We start from the raw sequence: 21,022 nt of genomic DNA on the forward strand, positions 1-21,022 counted from the left end.
GCCCGTTCTGCTTTCGGGGCCGCGTGGACCCGGCGCACGAAGTCAGCCCTCGGTCGCCCGGCCGGCCCCAAGAGGCGGGGCCAGGCACCCGTTCAGGCAGTCGATCCGCCTCGCGGGGCCATCGATGCGAGAATGCGCACCCGCCGGCCATTCGGCCCGGCCCGACGCGAACGCAGCCTGCGTCGCCTGAGCGCTACCTACCATGACCGACACCATCGCCGCCCGCCGGGCGGACGCGCACGCCGATGCGCCCTCGCCTGCACGCGAGCTCGTCGAGCGCGTACGCGACGCCGCCGCTCTGCTGGCCGACATCGCGAGAGATCGAACGCTGCTGGACGGCGTGCCCGCCGAAGACCGCGCGCGGCTGCATGCTTACGTAGCGGAAGTCTTCCTGCCGGACCCTAAGGCCCGCCGCGCGCGCCTGAAAGCGCTGGAGCGCGAGCGCGCTGCAGAGAAGGTGCGTCGCACCGAGGCGCTGCTCGACTCCACCGGTATCCGAGAACTGCGCCGCAAGCCGGTCTTCACCACGCCCAACTATTTCCCGCCGACTGCTCCCGGCCAGCCGATGCTCGAGGCGTACGCGCCGCATATCGCCACCCCCGGGCGCGAATCGCCCGAGCTGCTGCACTGCTACGTCTGCAAGCAGAAGTACACGCAGGTCCATCACTTCTACGACCAGCTCTGCTCGCCGTGCGCGGACTTCAACTTCTTCAAGCGAACGGAGCTGGCGGACCTGAGCGGTCGCGTGGCACTCCTCACCGGCGGCCGCGTGAAGATCGGCTACCAGGCCGGCATGAAGCTGCTGCGCGCCGGTGCACGGCTGATCGTCACCACGCGCTTTCCGCGCGATTCCGCGATGCGCTATGCACAGGAGCCCGACTTCGAGGACTGGGCGCACCGGCTGGAGATCTTCGGCCTCGACCTGCGCCACACGCCCAGCGTCGAGGCGTTCTGCACGGAGCTGCTCAAGACCCACGACCGCCTCGACTTCATCATCAACAATGCCTGCCAGACCGTGCGCCGCCCCCCCGAGTTCTATGCGCACATGATGGAAGGCGAGACCGCGGCGCTGCACGAGGCGCCCGAGCGCATCCGCCGCCTGATCGGCCGCTACGAGGGCCTGCGCAGCTACACCATGCTGCCCGAGGGTGATGGCACGCACGGGCTGGTCGCGCGCGACAGCGGCGCGTTGCGCGAGGCACCGGGGCTCGCGCGTGCGGCCGAGCTCTCGCAGATCCCGCTGCTCGCCGAGGAGCTGCTCGGCCAGAAGCACCTGTTCCCCGAGGGACGCCTCGACGCGGACCTGCAGCAGGTCGACCTGCGCGGCCGGAATTCATGGCGTCTGCTGATGCACGAGGTGCCGACGGTCGAGCTGCTGGAGACCCAGCTCGTCAACGCGATCGCCCCGTTCATCCTCAATGCCCGCCTGAAGCCGCTGATGCTGCGCACCCCGGGCCGCGACAAGCACATCGTGAACGTCTCGGCCGTCGAAGGGCAGTTCTATCGCAACTTCAAGACGACCAAGCATCCGCACACGAACATGGCGAAGGCCGCGCTGAACATGATGACGCGCACGTCCGCCGCCGATTACCAGGCCGACGGCATCCACATGAATGCTGTCGACACCGGCTGGGTGACCGACGAGGATCCGGTCGAGATCGCCGCGCGCAAGGTCGTCGAGGAGCGCTTCCACCCGCCGCTCGACATCCTGGACGGCGCGGCGCGGATCGTCGATCCGATCATCCATGGCCTCAACACCGGCGAGCACGTCTGGGGGCAGTTCCTGAAGGATTACAAGCCGACGGACTGGTGAGGCCGGGTTCCCCGCAGCGGTCGCGGACTCCAGGTGCCGGCGTGCGACGCCGGCCGGACAGGGCGAGGTGACTGTTCCGCCGCATCAAGCGGCCGCGGCTGGGCGCGAACTGCCGCTAGTCGCGCACCCGGTGCGTTCCGGGCGTGTTGCACGTGCGGAGCTGCGCGGCGCGATAGAATGGCGGCGCCCTGCCGAGGGGCGCTGCAAGTCCGGCCGCCGTGCAGGCGTGTCCAACCGGAATCAGGCTCGGCAAGGTTTTCCTGCAACGGCGCCCGTTTGACGCGAGTCCACGTCGGACTCCTGAACGGAGCAATCCATGAACGCACAGATCAAGACCTTCTCCACCGAGGGCGACTACAAGGTCGCCGACATCGCGCTGGCCGACTGGGGTCGCAAGGAGATCGACATCGCCGAGCAGGAAATGCCGGGCCTGATGTCGATCCGCCGCAAGTACGCCGCGCAGCAGCCGCTCGCCGGCGTGCGCGTGACCGGCTCGCTGCACATGACGATCCAGACGGCCGTGCTGATCGAGACGTTGAAGGACCTCGGCGCCGACGTGCGCTGGGCCTCCTGCAACATCTTCTCGACGCAGGACCACGCCGCGGCCGCGATCGCCGCCTCCGGCACCCCGGTGTTCGCCTGGAAGGGCGAATCGCTCGAGGAGTACTGGGACTGCACGCTCGATGCGCTGACGTTTCCCGGCCAGCTGGGCCCGCAGCTGGTCGTCGACGACGGCGGCGACGTCACGCTGCTGATCCACAAGGGCTACGAGCTCGAGCAGGGCGACGCGAGCTGGGTCAACGCGCCGGCTTCCTCGCACGAGGAGCAGGTGATCAAGAACCTCCTCAAGCGCGTCGCAAAGGAGCGTCCGGGCTTCTGGGGCACCGTCGTGCGCGACTGGAAGGGCGTCTCCGAGGAGACCACCACCGGCGTGCACCGCCTCTACCAGCTCGCCCAGCAGGGCAAGCTGCTGGTGCCGGCGATCAACGTCAATGACTCGGTGACGAAGTCGAAGTTCGACAACCTCTACGGCTGCCGCGAGTCGCTGGCCGACGGCCTGAAGCGCGCGCTCGACGTGATGCTTGCCGGCAAGGTCGCGGTGGTCTGCGGCTATGGCGACGTCGGCAAGGGCTCGGCGGCTTCGCTGCGTGCCTACGGCGCGCGCGTGGTGGTCACCGAGATCGATCCGATCAACGCGCTGCAGGCCGCGATGGAAGGCTTCGAGGTCAACACGATCGAGTCGACGCTCGGCCGTGGCGACATCTACGTGACGACGACCGGCAACAAGGACGTCATCACGCTCGAGCACATGCAGCAGATGAAGGACCAGGCGATCGTCTGCAACATCGGCCACTTCGACAACGAGATCCAGGTCGATGCGCTGAACCAGTCGGGCGCGCAGCGCACCAACATCAAGCCGCAGGTCGACAAGTACACGTTCGCGAACGGCAACTCCATCTTCCTGCTCGCCGAAGGCCGCCTGGTGAACCTCGGCTGCGCCACCGGCCATCCGAGCTTCGTGATGTCGAACTCGTTCTCGAACCAGACGCTCGCGCAGATCGACCTGTGGGCGAAGAAGGACGAGTACGAGGCGAAGGTCTACATCCTGCCGAAGAAGCTCGACGAGGAAGTCGCGCGCCTGCACCTGGAGAAGATCGGCGTGGTGCTCACGCGCCTGACCGACGAGCAGGCCGCCTACCTCGGCGTCGATCCGGAAGGCCCGTACAAGCCGGACCACTACCGCTACTGATCGCGGTCCACGCATACGGAAACGGGCGCCTCGGCGCCCGTTTCTCGTTTCGGCCTCCCGCGTCCGGTCAATGGCGGAACGGCGTGGTCGTGCCGTTGCCCGGCCCGTTCCAGCGCCCGGAGCGTTCGGCCTGCGGGCAGATGCGCAGGTAGACGAAATAGGACTGGATCTCCGTCTGCGTCCATCCGCGCAGGTAGGGGCCGCAGTTCGGGGTCGGACCCGGGCAGTACCCCGGCGTAATCGCGAAAGCGCCCGTGTAGTTCGGCACCGGAAACCAGGCCTTGGGCGTCTGGTCGAGGCCGTAGCGGCAGAAGACGAAGGGATCGCCCGCACGCCACATCAGGCCCTGTTCGCCCTGCTGGGCGGCGGAGGTCGACGGCCACAGCGCGGCGGCCAGGAGAAACGGGATCCAACGCGTCACGACACGCTCCTCGGTGAGTCCATTCACGCGGGCAGTCTAGCTGACGGCCGTGGGTAGGGCGCAAGCGCCGCCAGTCGACGCCCGCGCCGCTCGCACGAGCTGCCGAGCGCGCCGTCCGCCACCAACGGCCGCTAAAGATCTGCGCCCCGCGGCCGGGGGTCGGCAGTGAGCTTCGCGACCATCACATTGCCTTCACTCACTGGTCGGATGTGCGACGCGCGACACACCGTTGCCTTTCCCGGCGACCAAGGATTGGCCCGGGGGATCAACCGGTTCGACGTACGTGAAACACCATCTCATCAAGGCCGCGCTCGGCGCCCTTATTGCCATTAGCAGTGCCATGGCCGCGGGGAGCGCGCCGGCATCCGACCTCGGGGACGCGAGCGTGATCGCCGACCCGGCGCACCGCAGCGTCATGGTCGACGGGCCGATCGGGCCGAAGTTCGAATCGCACGTGCAGGCGATGCTGCGCGAGCATCCGCAGACGCGCTGGCTGGTGCTGCGCAGCCCCGGCGGCATGCGTGGGCCCGCGCTGCGCGTCGCGCAGCTGGCGAACCGGCGCGGGATCACGGTGCGCATCGCGGGACGCTGCTCCAGCGCCTGCGCGCTCCTGTGGGCCGCCGCCCGTTCGCGTGAGATGACCACCGACTCGCGCGTCGGCCTGCATCGCAGCAGCCTCGACGCCACGCTGCCGATCACCGAGGGCATGCGCCAGCAGCTGATGGCCCGCAACGATCGCGAGACGGACGACGTGCTGCGGCGCGCCGGCTTTCCCGAGGCGGTGATCGCACAGGGCTCGGCGACGCCGCCGACCACGATGAGCTGGTTCGGCGCCGTCGAGCTGCAGCACGGCGGCGTGCCCTTCGTGCTGCTCGATGCCGCGGGGATCGCGTCGGCGTCGAGCGGCGGAGGGAGCATCGCGCTGGAGACGTCCGCGCCCCACTGAGCGGCGCGCCGCCGTCCTTCAGAGCGCGAGCTTCTCGCGCAGCTCGCGCGCCTGCCGCCGCGAAACCTCCACTTCCGCACCATCGCGCAGCGTGAGCGTGTAGCCGTCGCCGACCGCGAGGTCGATCGCCTGCACCATGCGCAGGTTCACCAGCGTATTGCGGTTGGCGCGGAAGAACAGGGACGGATCGAGCCGCGCCTCCAGCGTCGCGAGGCTGCGGCCGAGCATGGCCTTCTCGCCGCGGAAGTGCACGGTGGCGTAGTTGCCGTCGACCTCGATGCGGCTGATCTGCGCGAGCTGTACGAACCAGCAGCGTTCGCCGTCGCGCAGGAAGACCTGGTCCTCGCCGCGCAGCAGCTCACGCGCGGCGTCGGGCGGTGCCGCGCCACGCGCCTTGGCGAGTGCCGCGGCCAGCCGGTCGGCCTGTACCGGCTTGAGCAGGTAGTCGAGCGCGTTCGCCTCGAAGCCCTTCACCGCGTACTGGTCGTAGGCCGTGGTGAAGATGACCTGCGGCGCGACCTCGAGGCTGTCGAGCAGGTCGAACCCGGTGCCGGAAGGCATCTGGATGTCGAGCAGCACGACGTCGGGTGCGAGGCGCTCGATCGCCTCGCGGCCGGTCGGCACGTCGTCGGCCTCGCCGACGCAGTCGATGTCGGGGATGTCGCGCAGCAGCGTGCGCAGCTCCTGGCGCGCCAGGCGGGTGTCGTCGACGATCAGCACGCGCAGCGGCTTCATTGCGGGATCTCCATGCGGGCGACGACGTCGGCGCCGTCCTGCGCGATCGAAAAGCGCCCGCCCGCCTGCTGCAGGCGATGGCGCAGGAAGGCATGGCCGACGCCGGTGCCCTCGCCCGCCGCCTCGAGGCGGCCCGGATTGCGAACGTCGACCACCAGCGTGGCGCCCTTGCGACGCGCCGCGAGGGCGAGCACGCCGCCACCGGGCGTGCGCGAGATACCGTGCTTGATCGCGTTCTCGACGAGGAGCTGCAGGGCCATCGGGGGGAGGCGTGCGTCGAGCACGTCGGCCGGAACGTCGATCAGTGGACGCAGGCGTGTCTCGTAGTGCACCGCCTCGACCGCCAGATAGTCGTCGACCACCGCGCACTCCTCGCGCAAGGTCGTCCAGTCGCGCTGGCTGTGCTCGAGCGCATGGCGCAGCGTGCCGGACAGGCGCGTGACCAGCTCCCGCGCGCGCTCCGGATCCTCGAGGATCAGCGCGCGCAGGTTGTTGAGGGCATTGAAGACGAAGTGCGGATTGAGCCGCGCACGGAGCGATTCGAGCTCCAGCGCGCGCCGCTCGGACTCCGCGCGCAGTGCCGCGAGCTCGCTCGTGCGCGCACGCCGCAGGATGCGCCAGCCGGACCATGCGCCCGTCCACAGGCCCAGCACGATGACCGTATTGATCCAGTACCCGAGCACCTGCCCGACGCCGTAACCCGTGTAGGCGGGAAACGCGATGAGGCCCAGGCGCACCGACGGGATGGTGATCGCGGCGACCGCCACCTGCACCAGCGCGGCGCCGACCGCGACCGATGCGAGCAGCCGGACGGCGATCGCGCCCCCGTCCCGCTCCAGCCATCGTTGCCGCAGCGCGACCGCGCGGATCGCGCCGCTGATGACAAGCAGCGACGCGCTCAGCGCGACGCTCACGATCACGATCCCCGACGACAGGGCCCCGCCGAACACCCGCCCCATCCCGATCGACAGCAGGCCGTAGAGGGCCCACACCGCGACATTGGCGATCCAGAAGCGGCGTGCGGACGGGGCGGTCGTCATGTCGGGCTCACTTGGCCGGGGGATTGGCTTTCAGGAAGCCGGCGACCTGCGACTGCAGCCACTTCGGGTCGTCCCACATCAGGAAATGGTAGCCGTCCTCGCTCATCTCCAGGCGCATGCCGTCGAGCTTCGCGAACTGCGTGCGGAAGATCTGCGCGGTGGATTCCTTCGTTGAGCCGTAGGGCTTGTAGGCCGACCAGGCACCGAGTACGAGCGTCGGCGACTTCACCGCGCCCAGTTGCGGCCGCAGGTCCGTCGTCATCAGCTCGTACATCGCCTGCGAAGTCACGCGGCGATCGCTCTGCGCGCCCCACGTCCTGATCTGCTCGGTGCGCGCGGCATCGTGCGTCATGTTGCGGATCGCGGCCTGCGCCTGCTGGCGGTACGTCGCGTCGTCGGCGGCATCCATCTGCGCGCGCATCGCGGCGGCCATCGGGCGTGCGCTTTCCTCCGTTGCGGCCGGGTTGGTGATGGCCGACATGAAGGGCAGCGAGTCCACGATGACGAGCGGTCCGACGGCCTCGGGCTGCCGGATCGCCATCTGCAGAGCGAGTACACCGCCGAGGCTGTGGCCGACCACGGCAGGGCGCTTGAGGCCCTTGGCCTTCGCGTAGGCGAGCAGGCGATCGCGCATCGCCTCGAGGAACGGGCCTTCCGTGGCGGCCGGCAGGCCGGCGAAGCCCGGCAGGTGGACGAGGTGGCATTGCACCTTTTCCGCCTGCAGCGCGGTGCAGGTGTCGCGCCACGTGTCCGGGCCGCTGTTGAGGCCCGGGATCATCAGCACGGGGCGGCCCTTGCCGACCACTTCGACCTTCAGGCCCTGGAACTCGGCAGGCGCGGCGCGCACGGCGGTCGCCGTGGTGGCCAGGATGCCGGCGACGATGGCGGTGCGGAACGTGGCGGCGATGAGCTTCTGCATGGCGGGTCCTCCGTGGAAAGTGGGCCCAGGTTGCCGACGCCCGGCGGGCTGGCGGCCGGAAAAATGACGAGCGGCCGGGGGCGTCCACGAGCGGTCGCGGAGGCGGGCGCCCCGGGCGCCACGGCCTGTTCCTATCCATCGCGATGGAGAGATACAATTCCGGCACCTTCCGGTGGCGAGCGCCATGGTCCCCGTCAGCTTCGAGTTCTATCCGCCGAAAACCCCCGACCAGCATGCGCAGCTCGACAAGACCGTGGCGAAGCTGCGCGCGCACGGCCCCGAGTACGTCAGCGTGACCTTCGGTGCCGGCGGCTCCACGCTCAGCCACACCCCCGAGACGATCCAGAAGCTGCGCGCCACCGGCTTCGATGCCGCGCCGCACATCACCTGCATGGGCGGCTCCCGCGAGGAGATCCGCGGCCTGCTCAAGCTGTACCGCGCGCTCGGCGCCAAGCGCCTCGTGGCGCTGCGCGGCGACCTGCCTTCGGGCATGGTCAGTGCCGGCGAGCTGCGCTACGCGGACGAGCTCGTGGCCTTCGTGCGCGAGGAAACAGGCGATCACTTCCACATCGAGGTCGCGGCGTATCCGGAGATGCATCCGCAGGCACGCGATGCGCAGGCCGACCTGAAGAACTTCGTCGGCAAGGTGCGCGCGGGTGCGAACGGCGCGATCACGCAGTACTTCTACAACGCGGACGCGTATTTCCGCTTCGTCGACGACGTGCGGCGCCAGGGCATCGACATCCCGATCGTGCCGGGCATCATGCCGATCGCCAACTTCAGCCAGATCCGGCGCTTCTCGGAGCTGTGCGGCGCCGAGATCCCGCGCTGGATCGCGCAGCGCATGCTCGCCTATGCCGATGACGCGGACAGCATCCGTGCATTCGGGGCCGAGGTCGTCGCGCAGCTGTGCCGTCGCCTGATCGAGGGCGGCGTGCCGTCACTGCACTTCTACACGCTCAATCTCTCCAAACCGACTCTGAACGTGCTCGCACAGATGCGCTGAAAACCCGGGATTTATTGAAAGTCGATTCAGTTACGGACGTCCGTCACACTTCGTGTTGACGCAGGCGCGCCGAGCATTCGTGGCGTCTCCCGCCGCAGGTGCGCGCCATGAAAGTCCCGTCCGCCGTCGCCACGATCACGCTCGGCCTCGCGCTCAGCGTGCCCGCCGTGCAGGACGTCCAGGCGGCCTACACGGGCATCCAGCGCTGCCGCGCCGCCGACGGCACCGCGGTCTACACCGACAAGCCGTGCACGATGGTCGGTGCGCAGAGCGACGTGATGTCGGGCGAGCTCTCGATGCGGCTGCGCAGCGAAGCGATGCGCGATCCGGCAGCGGAGGGGCTGCACAACGCCTCCTTCGCGCAGGCGGCTTCGATGCCCGTCGGGCGTCGCTCCGCGGCCTCGGGCTGCGCGCGCAGCACCACCCAGCTGGCCATGGACATCCAGGGCTCGGTCGCGCTGCACGACGTCAATCGCCTCGCCGAGAGCTACCACTGGGTCGGCATGGGCCATCGCGAGTCGATCCCGGTGATGCAGCGGCTCGATCGGGTCAGCCGCGGCCAGGTGGTCGCCACCCAGTACTTCGATGCGCAGATCGGATCGGCCTACGGCTTCGCCTCGAACGGCGAAGGCTTTCCCGACGACGGCGCGGCCGGAATCCTGCAGGTGCAGCTCGCCGGCAATGACGGCGCGCAATCGCTGGAACTGAACGTCGAGCGCTACGCGGGCTGCTACTTCATCCGGTTCTGAGGCATCGCCCCTGCCGCGCGGCGCGCGGTCGCACTACCCTTGGCGGGTGCGCATCGCCCTGCCCGTCCTCGCGCTCTGGATCGCGTCCACCGTGCCCGTCGCACCGGCAGTGGCGCAGGTGCGCCGTTGCGCGCTCGCGGACGGCACGACGGTCTATACCGATCGTCGATGCGACAGCCTCGGCGCCGTCGAGCAGAAGCCGTCCGCACCCGGGGCCGCGCAATTGCGTAACCACCGCGCGGCCTGCCCCCGCACGCTGCGTGATCTCGCCTTCGAGGTGTCCGCGGCGATCGAGTCGAAGGACGTGAACCGCCTCGCCGCGGTTTACCACTGGCCCGGCATGTCGACGTCGCAGGGTTATGCGCAGATGGCGCGCCTGCAGGCGATCGTCGATCGCCCGCTCGTCGACCTGCAGCCGATCTACGCCGGACAGTCGGCGGACGAGCCGTATCCGCCGATCGAAGTGCGGCGCGCGCCCATCGGGCTGCGCGTCGAGCAGGTCTCGCGCGGGGGCAGCACGCCGGTGCGGGCGGTGCTCGGCCTGCGCAAGCACCTCGATTGCTGGTGGGTGACGGAGGGCGGGCTGCGGCGCGTACCGCCGCCGCCCGTGCGTGGCCCCAATGGCGAGATCGACCTGCCCGATACCGGGCCGCAGGTGCCCGTCGACGTGCCGCCGGCCGCGGCCGACTGAGCGTCCGAAGCGGCCGCGAGGCACAATACGCGCTCTTTTCGACCGGATGCGCGCGCATGCAATACCCCGAATGGATCTGGCACAACGGCTCGATCAAGCCGTGGGCCGAGGCCACCACCCACGTGATGTCGCATGCGCTGCACTACGGCTCGTCGGTGTTCGAGGGCATCCGCTGCTACGAGACGCCGAACGGCCCGGCGATCTTCCGCCTGACGGACCACAACCGGCGCCTGTTCGCGTCGGCGCGGATCTACGACATGGCGATCCCGTATTCGCTCGACGACATCAACGCCGCCTGCCGTGACGTGATCCTGCGCAACGGCCTGACGCGCGCCTATCTGCGCCCGCTCGCCTACCGTGGGCTTGGCGGCTTTGGCCTGTCCGCGGAGACGCCCGTGGACGTCTCCGTCGCGTCCTGGTTCATGGGGCCCTACCTCGGCGAAGGCGTGCTCGAGCAGGGGATCGACGCCTGCGTCTCGAGCTGGCAGCGCTTCGCGCCGAACACGATTCCGGCCGGTGCAAAGGCCGGCGGCAACTACCTCTCCGGCCAGCTCATCGCGCGCGAGGCCCGGCGTCTCGGCTTCGGCGAGGGCATCGCGCTGGCCTCCACCGGCCTGCTGAGCGAGGGCGCCGGCGAGAACCTGTTCCTCGTCTTCGACGGCGCGCTGCACACCACGCCGGTGAGCGCGGCGCTGCTCAACGGCATCACCCGCAATTCGATCATCACGCTCGCGCGCGACGCGGGCATTCCTGTGGTGGAGCGCGACCTGCCGCGCGAATACCTCTACCTGTGCGACGAGCTCTTCATGTGCGGTACCGCGGCGGAGATCACGCCGATCCGCTCGGTCGACGGCCGTCAGGTCGGCAGCGGCCAGGCCGGTCCACTCACGCGCCGCATCCAGTCGATGTTCTTCGGCCTGTTCGACGGCACCACGCCGGACCGCTACGGCTGGCTCGAGCCGTTGAACGGCTGAGGCAGCATGCATCGCACGATGACGGCGCCTCCGGGCGCCGTTCTCGTTGGTGCGCTCGATGACGCGTGTACCGTCGTCCCGTCGTCAGCCGAACGTCAGGGTGGCCACGACCCCGCGCGTCGCCCCGGGCTGCACGCGGACGTCCCAGCCGTAGAGCTCGCAGAGCCGGCGCACGATCGACAGGCCGATGCCACCGCCCTGCGAATGCCCGGCATGCGTGCCGCGGTAGCCACGCTCGAACAGGCGCGCGGCGTCCTCCGCGCTCAGGCCCGGGCCGGAGTCTTCAACCACCACCGCGTGCGGCGACAGGCGCACGACCACGTCGCCCTCGGCCGTGTACTTCACCGCATTGCCGATCAGGTTGCCGAGCGCGACGGTCACCGCCGACTCCGGTGCATCCACGCGCAGCCCGCGCTCGCCCTCGACGCGCAGCGTGACCGGCTTGCCCGCGATCTGCGCGCGATGCGCATCGAGCAGCTGCTCGGCCACGCGGCCGACATCCGTCGTGCCCTGCCCGCGCTCGCCACGCGAGAGCAGCAGCAATGCCCCGATCAGGTCGGTGCATTGCTGCTCGGCGCGCTGGATGCGCAGCAGGCGGCCGCGCGCCTTGTCGTCGAGGTCGGTCTTGGCGAGCAGCAGTTCGACCGCGCCACGGATCACCGCAAGCGGCGTGCGCAGCTCGTGGCTCACGTCGGCATTGAACTCGCGGTCGCGCTGCACCACCTGCGTGAGCCGCGCGGCGTAGTCATCGAGCGCCGATGCGAGCTGCCCGACCTCGTCCTCCGCGAAGTCGTTCGCCAGCGGCTCGGTGAGCCCCCCGCGCGAGCGCTTGAGACGCTTGGCGAGCTCGAGCACCGGACTCATGACGCGCGAGGCGGACCACCAGCCGATCAGGAACGAGAGCACCGTGAAGAACACCACCACGACCACGAGCTGCTGGTTGAAGCGCTCCTTGCCGCGCTCGGAACTGGTGAGGTCGTAGGCGAGGAAGAACCAGGCCTCGGGCGTCTTGCGCACTGCGAGGCGGTAGGTAAACGGCGCGCCGGCTTCGTCGACGCCATGCACGGTGTGCAGGCCGTCGCCGAGCGAATACCACTCGGGATACTCGGCGCGCAGTTCCTGGAACTTGTCGCGCGTCACCACGCGCCCGCGCATCTGCTCGACGGGCAGGTCCGGATTGCGCCCCGGATCGGCATAGAAGCGCCGCGCGTACTCGTCGATGTTGCGGTTCATCACGTCGGAGACGAGCTCGTCCTCGACGCGGTCACGCACCCAGTTCGTCGCGAAGACGAGCATCAGCGTCAGGCTGAAGCCGAGCAGCACGAAGCCGAAGATGATTCGGCTGCGGAGGCGGCGGCGGTAGCGGGTGCGCCCCCGCGCACGGACGGGGGACGAGGCGGTGGCCATCGGAAACCGGCGGTTCGGCGGGCCGCCAGTCTAAGCGGCGGCCCGGCGGGCGTCAGGCGCCGCCGTCGGGCGCCGCGATGCGGTAGCCGATGCCGTGGCGGGTCTGGATCAGCGGCTGCCCGAACGGCTTGTCGACGACGGAGCGCAGGCCGTGGATGTGCACGCGCAGGGAGTCGGAATCCGGCAGCTCCTCGCCCCATACGCGCGTCTCGAGCTCCTGCCGCGTGACCACCGCCGGCGAGGCTTCCATCAGCGCCTGGAGGATCTTGAGCGCGGTCGGATTGAGCTGCAGCAGCTTGCCCTGGCGGCGCACCTCGAGCGTATCGAGGTTGTACTCGAGGTCGGCGGTGGTCAGCACGCGCGTCTGCACGCCGCGCCCGCGACGGGAGAGCGCCGCGAGCCGGACCTCGACCTCCTGCAGCGCGAACGGCTTGATGAGGTAGTCGTCCGCGCCCGAATCGAAGCCGGCGAGCTTGTTGTCGAGCGAATCGCGCGCGGTGAGCATCAGCACCGGCGTCTGCTTGCGCGCCTCGTTGCGCAGCTTGCGGCACACCTCCAGGCCGTCGAGGCCCGGCAGGTTGAGGTCGAGCACGATGGCGTCGAAGTCGTGGACCACCGCGAGGTGGAGCCCGGTGATGCCGTCGGCGGCGAAATCGACGGTATGGCCGCGGTCTTCGAGGAAGTCGCCGAGATTCGCGGCGATGTCCTGGTTGTCCTCGATGACGAGAATGCGCATTGCGGTTTCCTGGGGCTGGAGCCGGCCACCGGCGAGCACCGCGGGAGACGGGCCGGTGGAGGGGCGGGATTCGGTGGGGTACGTAGGCATCGGCCGGATTGTGTCAGACGGCTGTTCATGGATCGTCTTCACGTCCGACCGCCGACACCAAAAAAAGTGCCCGGGCATGGTGGCCCGGGCAAAAAGTGTTACCCCGATTACCGCGGCCTCGCCGAGGAGCCACCCCGGGGTGAGTCGCGGTCGGGGCACGCTACGCCCCGGAGGCTTAAACGCGGGTTAAGGGCGGCCGGAATTCAGGTTAATGACGCGTTATTTCCGACGCGCGCGGGGATTGGCCGCCGCGGCCCGGTCCGGGCGGCTGCGGGCCGGTTCCCGATCCGTGGCTGCCTTGGGGGCGGACGGCTTCGGTTTTTTCGCCGGCCGGTCGGGCGCCGGGGCGACCGCGACCCCGCTCGACCGGGCGGCCTTTCCTGGCCTGGGCGCCGCGGTGGCGCGTGGCGCGGCCCGGGTCGGCTTTCCGCGGGGCCGGCAGCCCTGTGCAACGAACCGCACGATCTCGCCGGCCACGTCCTCGCCGGAGGCCTTCTCGATGCCTTCGAGGCCGGGCGAGGCGTTCACCTCGAGCACGAGCGGGCCGCGGGCCGAGCGGATGAGGTCGACGCCCGCGACGCCGAGGCCGAGGACCTGCGTCGCGCGGATGGCGACCTCGGACTCGGCCGCACTGGGCTCGACGCCGACGGCACTGCCGCCGCGATGCAGGTTCGAACGGAACTCCCCCGCGGGCGCCTGGCGGCGCATCGCGGCGATCACCCGGTCACCCACCACGAAGCAGCGCAGGTCCGCGCCCTTGGCCTCGGCGACGAATTCCTGCACGAGGAAATTCGCGTAGAGCCCGCGCAGCGCCTCGGTGACGCCCTTGGAGGCGGAGAGCTTCTCCGTGAGGATCACGCCCGCGCCCTGCGAGCTCTCGGTGAGCTTGATCACGTGGGGCGCCGGCCCGAGCAGGTTCAACAGGTCGGCCGTGTCGTCGGGGTTGTCGCCGAAGACCGTCACCGGCATGTGGATCCCCTGCGCGGCGAGGAGCTGGTGGGCGCGCAGCTTGTCGCGCGCCTTGACGATCGCGTCGGACGGATTCGGCGTGCAGGTGCCCATGTGCTCGAACTGCCGCAGCACCGCCGTGCCGTAGCGGGTGACCGACGCGCCGATGCGCGGGATCACCGCGTCGTAGCCGGTGAGCGGCTTGCCCTTGTAGTGCATGTCGAAGCCATCGCTGGCGATGCGCATGTAGCAGCGCAGCGGGTCGAGCACGCGGACGGTGTGGCCCTGTTCGCGGGCGGCTTCCACGAGCCGTCGCGTCGAATAGAGCGAGCTGTTGCGCGAGAGGATCGCGAGTTTCATGCAGGTGGTCGTCCCCGGGTGGACCGGCGCTTCGGGCGCCCGTGCAGGAAGGAGCGTGACGGATCGACGGTGAAGAGCCCGGCGAGCGCGCTGCGCCCGACGAGCATCGGAAAGCGCATGCCGCGGCGGTCGGTGAGATTGATCTCGGCCTCGCGGTCGACGCCGGCGATGCGCAGGCGCGTGCGGAGGAAGATCCGGCAGGTCCGATGGCCGCCGGAGTCCACCACGTCGCGCTCGTCGTGGATCGGCGCCGCGGTGTCGACGGTGAGCCCGCGCCCCGGGCTGAGGCGGAACCCGACCCAGGGCCCGCCGCCCTCGGTGAAGCGCCAGTAGGCATCGACGTGGAGCGACGAGCTGCGCGCGCCGGTGTCGACCTTCGCCCGCACCGTGGCGAGCTCGAGGTCCGGCAGTGTCACGCATTCGCGCCAGCCCAGCACGATCGGGGTCGACATCGAGTCCTCCGACAGGCCCGGAAACCGAAACGGCGGCCACGAGGGCCGCCGTCGGGAAAACTGGAGCGGGTGATGGGAATCGAACCCACGCTAGCAGCTTGGGAAGCTGCAGTTCTACCATTGAACTACACCCGCATGCGGCGAAGTCTAGGCCGCGCGCGCCGTGCTTGGCAACGCGCGACCCGGACCCGGCGACCTCAGAAGCGGCCGCCGACCGTCATGAACAGCGTGGCGTCGTTGCCGCCCTTCTGCGCGGTCGTGAGGTTCGCGCCGATGTCGGTCTCGAAGCCGAACATCTCGCCGCGCACGCCGAACTGCGCGGTCGCGTAGCGCTCGTCGAACTCCACGCCCGGCACGGCGTAGTCGCCGGTGGCGGGAAGCGACTGCACGCGCGCGAAGGCCTCGCCGCCCTCGTCCTCGAACTCGCGGTCGAAGGTGATGCGGGCGTACGGGTTGAAGTGGCCCGTCTCCAGGCGCATCTGCCAGCCGATCTTGCCGATCAGCGAGTCGATGTCCTGCTCGCGGTAGGCGAGCGAGGTCGACAGGTCGGCCTGGTCCTCGGCGAAGCCGTCGATCTCGATGCGCTGCGAGAGCACGCCGAGCACCGGGCCATGCTTCAGCGCGCCCGAGCCGAACTCGAAGCCGCCCTCGACGCCGACGCTCACGTTCGAGCCGTCCGCCGAGCCGCGATGCACGCGCTCGGCGACACCGAGCTGCACGCGGCGCTCGATGTCGAAGTCCAGGCTCGTGTAGCTCGCCTGGCCGTTGACCCAGGCGCCACCCGAGCGCCAGCCGATGTAGCCGCCGAGGGCGGCCTCGCTCTGGTCGAACTCGCCGCCGCGGCGACCCCAGTCGAGCATGCTGCGGCCGAAGCCGCCGAAGCCGCCGAAGGTCAGGCCACCGGTGCGCCAGTCGACGCCCGCGGTGAGCGCCGGACCGGCGCCGTCATAGAGGTTGCCGTGCTCGTAGCGCTGGAAGTCGCCGCGCACGTCGGCCCACCAGCGCATGCCCTCGCCCTCGGCCAGCGTGCCGGCCTCGGCCTGCGCGAGCACGCGGTCGGCGCGCGAGCGGCCCACGGTCGACGCCGAGTGGCCGAGGATCGCCACCTGGCGCGGCGCCTCGAGGATCGACAGCGCGTAGTCGGCGAGGATCTCGTGGCTGGCCTGCGACGGATGCACGCCGTCGGCGAAGGCGTAGCTGTACGGCGCGTTCGGCGTGGCGTAGGTGCCCGGGTTGCAGGTCAGCGACGAGGCCGTGATCTGCGGGTTGCAGGCGGTGCCGGTCACGTTGGCGATGCCGAACTGCGCCGGGTTCGCCGTGACCTCGCGCAGCAGCGCGAAAGTATTGAGCGGGATCACGCGCAGGCCGGCCGACGCCAGGCCGCCGAACAGCGCGGTGTTGTACTGCGTCGACAGCGCGGTGCCGGTGGCCTGCGCCGTCGCGCCCTGTGCGCGGAACGCGGGGGTGCCGCCGATGTCCGGCAGCGTCGGCACCAGGATGTAGCGCGCACCGGCGGTGGTGAGCGTGTTGACGATGCCGACCTGCGCGGTCACCGCGGACCCGATCGTGGCCGCGGCCGGTGCGCCGGCGTTGGTGATCGCGAAGATGTCGTTCGCGCCGCCCCAGACGGTGTAGAGCGCGTTGGCGTCGGCGCGGCCGCCGTTGGCGGCGAGGTAGGCATTCACCTGCGTCTGGAGCGAGGGCACCGCGCCGAACGGGCTGGCCGCGGTCGTACCCACGCGCGCGCCGCCGACGGCGAAATTCGTGCCCGCCGCGTTCTGCACGCTGCCGTTGGCGCCGTAGTACGGGTTGGCCGCGGTGCCGTAGTACTCCGCGATCAGCTCGGCATAGACCAGGCCGGGGTTGGTGGTGAAGCGGCCGAGGCTGGCGGCCTGCGGCCCGCCCTGCTGGATCAGCGCGGGGCGGAACGCGCCGGCGTCGGTCAGGCTGTCGCCGAAGAAGACGGTCTGCGTGTAGGGGCTCTGCTGCGCGAAGGCCGGCGCGGCGGCGAGCGCGAGGGCCGCGGCGAGGGCGGTACGGACGGGTTTCATGCGTTGCATCCTTGGAATCGTCGGGAAACCGCCGGACGGTGGGGCGTACGCTGGCGGATGGGCGGGCATCGAATCATGAGCCTGCACGGTCCGCAAGCGGCGAGCGTCATGCCGGTTCCGCCGGAAGCGTCCCGCGGCGACAATGCGCGGATGACCGACGCCGCCCTCCGCCTGACCGTCAACGGTGAACCGCGCGCCTTCGAGGCGCCGCTCGACATCCCCGCCCTGCTCGTCGCCGAGGGCCTCGGCGAGCGCCGCGTCGCGGTCGAGGTCAACGGCGAGATCGTGCCGCGCAGCCGGCATGCGGGCTTCGCGCTCGCGACCGGCGACCGCGTCGAGATCGTGCATGCCCTCGGTGGGGGCTGACGCCGCGGCGCCGCGCGAGAAGCCGGCCCCCGCCCGCCGCCGCGCGGGTGCGATAATCGCCGGATGATCGATCTCGCCACGACCGACCCGCTCGTCATCGCGGGCACCGCCTACGGATCCCGCCTGCTGACCGGCACCGGCAAGTTCAAGGACCTCGACGAGACCCGTCGCGCGACCGAGGCGGCCGGCGCGCAGATCGTCACCGTCGCGATCCGCCGCACCAACATCGGCCAGAACCCGGGCGAGCCGAACCTGCTCGACGTGCTGCCGCCGGAGCGCTACACGATCCTGCCCAACACGGCCGGCTGCTACACCGCCGACGACGCCGTGCGCACCTGCCGCCTCGCCCGTGAGCTGCTCGACGGCCACAGGCTGGTCAAGCTCGAGGTGCTCGGCGACCAGCGCACGCTGTATCCGGACGTCGTGCAGACGCTCGCCGCCGCCGAGCAGCTCGTCGCCGACGGCTTCGACGTGATGGTCTACACGTCCGACGACCCGATCCTCGCCAGGCGCCTGGAGGAGATCGGCTGTGTGGCGGTGATGCCGCTCGCCGCGCCGATCGGTTCGGGCCTGGGCATCCAGAACAGGTACAACCTGATCGAGATCATCGAGAACGCGAAGGTGCCGATCATCGTCGATGCCGGCGTGGGCACCGCCTCCGATGCCTCGATCGCGATGGAGCTCGGCTGCGACGGCGTGCTGATGAACACCGCGATCGCCGGCGCGAAGGATCCCGTGCTCATGGCGCATGCGATGAAGCTCGCGGTCGAGGCCGGTCGTGCCGCGTTCAAGGCCGGGCGGATCCCGCGCAAGCGCTTCGCGAGCGCGTCGTCGCCGGTCGACGGCCTGGTCGGCTGACGCGCGGGCATGACCTCGCCTTCCGACGCCCACGGCCCCGGCAGCAAGCCGTTCACGGTCGAGGCGGGCCACCGCCGGATCCGCAGCTTCGTGCTGCGCCAGGGGCGCTTCACCGCCGCGCAGCAACGAGCGTTCGACGAGCAGTGGCCGCGCTATGGCCTCGACTACGCCGGCACGCCGCGCGACTTCGATGCCGCGTTCGGCCGCGCTGCGCCACGCGTGCTCGAGATCGGCTTCGGCAACGGCGAGGCACTGCGCTTCGCGTCCGCGAACGATCCGGCGCGCGACTACATCGGCATCGAGGTGCATGCGCCGGGTGTCGGACGCCTGCTCAACGGGCTCGCCGCCGATGGCGCGACGAACGTGCGCGTCTACCACCACGATGCGGTCGAGGTGCTGGAGAACGAGGTCGCCGACGCGGCGCTGCAGGAAGTGCGCATCTACTTCCCCGATCCGTGGCATAAGGCGCGGCACAACAAGCGCCGCCTGGTGCAGCCCGCGCTCGCGGCGCTGCTGGTGCGCAAGCTCGCGCCGGGCGGCCTGCTGCACCTCGCGACCGACTGGGAAGCCTATGCCGAGCACATGTGGGACGTGCTCGATTCGACGCCGGGCCTGGCCAATCGCGCCGGCCCGCGCGGCCATGTCGAGCGCCCCGCCTGGCGTCCGCAGACGCACTTCGAGTCCCGCGGCCTGAGGCTCGGCCACGGCGTCTGGGACCTGCTGTACGACCGGGTGGGATGACGGCCCCGCGTGCCCGCGTCCCGCACCGCCCGCGACCTGCGCGCCGCAGGCGCATCGGCTGAGCGATGGACGACACCGCGCTTCCGCTGACCCGCGACATGGTGATGGTGCTCGGCTTGGCCGCGTTCACCATGATCATGTTCCTGTTCGAGCGGATCCGCGCGGACGTGGTCGCACTCGTGGTGCTGGTGCTGCTCGGCCTCACGGGCCTCGTCGAGCCGGAGGCGCTGTTCGGCGGTTTCTCGGGTAACGCGGTGATCTCGATCATCGCCACGATGATCCTCGGCGCCGGCCTCGACCGCACCGGCGCGCTCAATCGCCTCGCCGGCTGGCTGCTGCGGCGCTCGCACGGCGACGAGCAGCGCCTGCTGCTGCTCACCACGGCGGTGTCGGGGCTGAACTCGTCCTTCATGCAGAACCCCTCGGTGATGGCGCTGTACATGCCCGTCGCCGCGCGTCTGTCGTCGCGCACCGGCCTGTCGCTGCCGAAGCTGCTCCTGCCGATCGCCGCGGCGATCATCATGGGCGGCGCGCTCACGATGGTCGGCAATTCGCCGCTGATCCTGCTCAACGACCTGCTGGTGGCGGCGAACGCCAACCTGCCCTCGGGCGCGGCCACGCTCGAGCCGCTGCAGATGTTCACGCCGCTGCCGATCGGCCTGGTACTGCTGGGTGCGTCGCTCGCCTACTTCCACTATCGCGGCCTGCGCGCGCTGCCGGACGACGACGGCAAGGGCGCGACCCCCGGCCGCACCGAGAGCTACTTCGCGCAGGCCTACGGCATCGAGGGCGACGTCTTCGAGCTCGAGATCACGGCCGACAGCCCGCTCGTGGGCCTGACCATCATCGAGGTGGAGAAGCTGCGCGGCGCGCCGCTGATGCTCGCGCTGCGCACCGGCGACGACAGCCGGCTGTCGCCGCCGGCGGACTCGCGCGTCTGGGTGGGCAGCGTGCTGGGCGTGATGGGCACGCGGCAGCAGGTGACGGACTTCGCGCAGACCCACTTCCTGCGGGTCGGCGTGCGGCTGCGGCACTTCGGCGACCTGTTCAATCCGGCGCGGGCAGGCGTCTCCGAAGCCGTGGTGCCGGCCACGTCGCGCTACATCGGCAAGACACCGGGCGAGCTGCAGCTGCGCCGCCGCTACGGGCTCAACCTGCTCGCGATCAACCGCGACAAGGACGTCATCCGCGACGTGCGCGACGTCCCGCTGCGCGCCGGCGACATGCTCGTCTTCCATTCGATCTGGGCGGACCTCGCGCAGGTGGGCCGCGAGCTGGTGGTCGTCACCGACTACCCGAAGGGCAAGCAGCGCCCGCACAAGCTGCGCGCGGCGCTGGTGATCTTCACCGTGGCGATGCTGCTCGCGCTGTCGTCGCGGCTGCCGGTCTCGATCGCGCTGATGACGGGCGTGGCCGGCATGCTGATCGCGGGCGTGCTCGACATCGACGAGGCCTATGCGGCGATCAGCTGGCGCACGGTGTTCCTGATGGCCTGCCTGATCCCGCTGGGGTGGGCGATGGACTCCAGCGGCGCCGCGGCCTGGCTCGCGGGACACACGGTCGAGCAGCTCCCGCGCGCGACACCGCCGTGGCTGCTGCAGATCCTCATCGCGCTCGGCACGACGGCGTTCTCGCTGGTGATCAGCCACGTCGGGGCGACGATCGTGGTGGTGCCGCTGGCGATCAACCTGGCGCTCGCCTCCGGCGGTGATCCGACCGCGTTCGCGCTCACGGTGGCGCTGTCGGCCTCGAACAACTTCATGACCGCGTCGAACCCGGTCATCTCCATGATCACCGGTCCGGCCGGTTACACGGCGCGGGATCTGTGGCGCATCGGCGGGCCGCTTTCGCTGGGCTATGCGGTCATCACCGTGGCGATGGTCAACCTGCTGTTCTGAGCGCCGATCGACCGTTCGTCGGCCGGCGCGCGGCCGATGTCGAAATCGCGCCACCCCGTTCGTCGTACCCC

Annotated in this window: 20 protein-coding genes, 1 tRNA gene and 1 riboswitch; of the genes, 11 read left to right on the forward strand and 10 right to left on the reverse strand. The window is 70.3% G+C overall.

Annotation, left to right across the window (positions count from 1 at the left end; genetic code table 11):
- Positions 1-202 precede the first annotated feature (202 nt).
- Positions 203-1,813, forward strand: coding sequence for an SDR family NAD(P)-dependent oxidoreductase (locus ACYVJJ_RS14310; RefSeq protein WP_460834561.1), 1,611 nt, complete (start codon positions 203-205; stop codon positions 1,811-1,813).
- Between the two features lie 187 nt (positions 1,814-2,000).
- A riboswitch (S-adenosyl-L-homocysteine riboswitch) is annotated at positions 2,001-2,094 on the forward strand.
- Positions 2,095-2,129: 35 nt separating this feature from the next.
- Positions 2,130-3,563, forward strand: coding sequence for an adenosylhomocysteinase (ahcY, locus tag ACYVJJ_RS14315; RefSeq protein ID WP_460834563.1), 1,434 nt, complete (start codon positions 2,130-2,132; stop codon positions 3,561-3,563).
- A gap of 67 nt (positions 3,564-3,630) precedes the next feature.
- Here ahcY and ACYVJJ_RS14320 read toward each other — a convergent pair whose 3' ends face one another.
- The gene (locus ACYVJJ_RS14320) at positions 3,631-3,984 is read right to left on the reverse strand and encodes a hypothetical protein (protein WP_460834565.1); all 354 of its coding nucleotides are present in this window, start codon (positions 3,982-3,984) and stop codon (positions 3,631-3,633) included.
- A 283-nt stretch (positions 3,985-4,267) separates the two neighbouring features.
- Between ACYVJJ_RS14320 and ACYVJJ_RS14325 the strand changes: the two genes are divergently transcribed.
- Positions 4,268-4,930 carry a hypothetical protein gene (locus ACYVJJ_RS14325; protein ID WP_460834567.1) on the forward strand — a complete coding sequence of 221 codons (663 nt, stop codon included), beginning with the start codon at positions 4,268-4,270 and terminating at the stop codon, positions 4,928-4,930.
- 18 nt (positions 4,931-4,948) lie between these two features.
- Here the strand turns inward: ACYVJJ_RS14325 and ACYVJJ_RS14330 are convergent, their stop codons facing one another.
- Genes ACYVJJ_RS14330 through ACYVJJ_RS14340 form a run of 3 tightly spaced genes read right to left on the reverse strand, consistent with a single transcriptional unit; the run spans position 4,949 to position 7,624 of the window.
- Positions 4,949-5,665 carry a LytR/AlgR family response regulator transcription factor gene (locus tag ACYVJJ_RS14330; RefSeq protein WP_460834568.1) on the reverse strand — a complete coding sequence of 239 codons (717 nt, stop codon included), beginning with the start codon at positions 5,663-5,665 and terminating at the stop codon, positions 4,949-4,951.
- Positions 5,662-6,705 (reverse strand): sensor histidine kinase, encoded by a 1,044-nt coding sequence (locus ACYVJJ_RS14335; RefSeq protein ID WP_460834570.1) that lies wholly within the window; start codon positions 6,703-6,705, stop codon positions 5,662-5,664. Before ACYVJJ_RS14335 ends, ACYVJJ_RS14330 begins: the two co-directional genes overlap by 4 nt.
- A 7-nt stretch (positions 6,706-6,712) precedes the next feature.
- On the reverse strand, positions 6,713-7,624 hold the full coding sequence (locus tag ACYVJJ_RS14340) for an alpha/beta fold hydrolase (protein ID WP_460834571.1): 912 nt from the start codon (positions 7,622-7,624) through the stop codon (positions 6,713-6,715).
- A 184-nt stretch (positions 7,625-7,808) separates the two neighbouring features.
- Between ACYVJJ_RS14340 and metF the strand changes: the two genes are divergently transcribed.
- The 4 genes from metF to ACYVJJ_RS14360 all read left to right on the forward strand — a co-directional run bounded on the left by metF (position 7,809) and on the right by ACYVJJ_RS14360 (position 11,044).
- Positions 7,809-8,630 (forward strand): methylenetetrahydrofolate reductase [NAD(P)H], encoded by an 822-nt coding sequence (gene metF, locus ACYVJJ_RS14345; protein WP_460834573.1) that lies wholly within the window; start codon positions 7,809-7,811, stop codon positions 8,628-8,630.
- 107 nt (positions 8,631-8,737) lie between these two features.
- The gene (locus ACYVJJ_RS14350; protein ID WP_460834575.1) at positions 8,738-9,379 is read left to right on the forward strand and encodes a hypothetical protein; all 642 of its coding nucleotides are present in this window, start codon (positions 8,738-8,740) and stop codon (positions 9,377-9,379) included.
- 46 nt (positions 9,380-9,425) lie between these two features.
- A complete protein-coding gene (locus ACYVJJ_RS14355; protein WP_460834576.1) occupies positions 9,426-10,070 on the forward strand; it encodes a hypothetical protein in 645 nt (214 codons plus the stop codon).
- Positions 10,071-10,126: 56 nt separating this feature from the next.
- Positions 10,127-11,044, forward strand: a complete 918-nt coding sequence (locus ACYVJJ_RS14360; protein ID WP_460834578.1) for a branched-chain amino acid transaminase — start codon at positions 10,127-10,129, stop codon at positions 11,042-11,044.
- An 84-nt stretch (positions 11,045-11,128) separates the two neighbouring features.
- On the opposite strand, the gene ACYVJJ_RS14365 is transcribed toward ACYVJJ_RS14360, so the two are convergent.
- From ACYVJJ_RS14365 to ACYVJJ_RS14390, 6 genes are all read right to left on the reverse strand, one after another.
- The gene (locus ACYVJJ_RS14365; RefSeq protein ID WP_460834579.1) at positions 11,129-12,451 is read right to left on the reverse strand and encodes a sensor histidine kinase; all 1,323 of its coding nucleotides are present in this window, start codon (positions 12,449-12,451) and stop codon (positions 11,129-11,131) included.
- A 52-nt stretch (positions 12,452-12,503) separates the two neighbouring features.
- A complete protein-coding gene (locus ACYVJJ_RS14370; RefSeq protein ID WP_460834581.1) occupies positions 12,504-13,187 on the reverse strand; it encodes a response regulator transcription factor in 684 nt (227 codons plus the stop codon).
- Between the two features lie 309 nt (positions 13,188-13,496).
- Positions 13,497-14,585: a 30S ribosomal protein S6--L-glutamate ligase gene (gene rimK, locus ACYVJJ_RS14375; RefSeq protein WP_460834582.1), complete on the reverse strand. Its 1,089-nt coding sequence runs from the start codon at positions 14,583-14,585 to the stop codon at positions 13,497-13,499.
- Positions 14,582-15,037 carry an ATP-dependent zinc protease family protein gene (locus ACYVJJ_RS14380; protein ID WP_460834584.1) on the reverse strand — a complete coding sequence of 152 codons (456 nt, stop codon included), beginning with the start codon at positions 15,035-15,037 and terminating at the stop codon, positions 14,582-14,584. Before ACYVJJ_RS14380 ends, rimK begins: the two co-directional genes overlap by 4 nt.
- 61 nt (positions 15,038-15,098) lie before the next feature.
- Positions 15,099-15,172: transfer RNA gene (locus ACYVJJ_RS14385), tRNA-Gly, on the reverse strand.
- Between the two features lie 62 nt (positions 15,173-15,234).
- Complete coding sequence (locus ACYVJJ_RS14390; RefSeq protein WP_460834585.1) at positions 15,235-17,088, reverse strand: autotransporter domain-containing protein; 1,854 nt, start codon at positions 17,086-17,088, stop codon at positions 15,235-15,237.
- 150 nt (positions 17,089-17,238) lie between these two features.
- Between ACYVJJ_RS14390 and thiS the strand changes: the two genes are divergently transcribed.
- From thiS to ACYVJJ_RS14410, 4 genes are all read left to right on the forward strand, one after another.
- Positions 17,239-17,454 carry a sulfur carrier protein ThiS gene (gene thiS, locus ACYVJJ_RS14395; RefSeq protein ID WP_460834587.1) on the forward strand — a complete coding sequence of 72 codons (216 nt, stop codon included), beginning with the start codon at positions 17,239-17,241 and terminating at the stop codon, positions 17,452-17,454.
- A 63-nt stretch (positions 17,455-17,517) separates the two neighbouring features.
- Positions 17,518-18,312, forward strand: a complete 795-nt coding sequence (locus tag ACYVJJ_RS14400; protein WP_460834589.1) for a thiazole synthase — start codon at positions 17,518-17,520, stop codon at positions 18,310-18,312.
- Positions 18,313-18,321: 9 nt separating this feature from the next.
- Positions 18,322-19,053, forward strand: coding sequence for a tRNA (guanosine(46)-N7)-methyltransferase TrmB (gene trmB, locus ACYVJJ_RS14405; protein WP_460834590.1), 732 nt, complete (start codon positions 18,322-18,324; stop codon positions 19,051-19,053).
- Positions 19,054-19,118: 65 nt separating this feature from the next.
- Complete coding sequence (locus ACYVJJ_RS14410; RefSeq protein WP_460834592.1) at positions 19,119-20,951, forward strand: SLC13 family permease; 1,833 nt, start codon at positions 19,119-19,121, stop codon at positions 20,949-20,951.
- The last annotated feature ends 71 nt before the right edge of the window (positions 20,952-21,022 follow it).

It is taken from the genome of Lysobacter humi (ex Lee et al. 2017) (assembly GCF_054781815.1).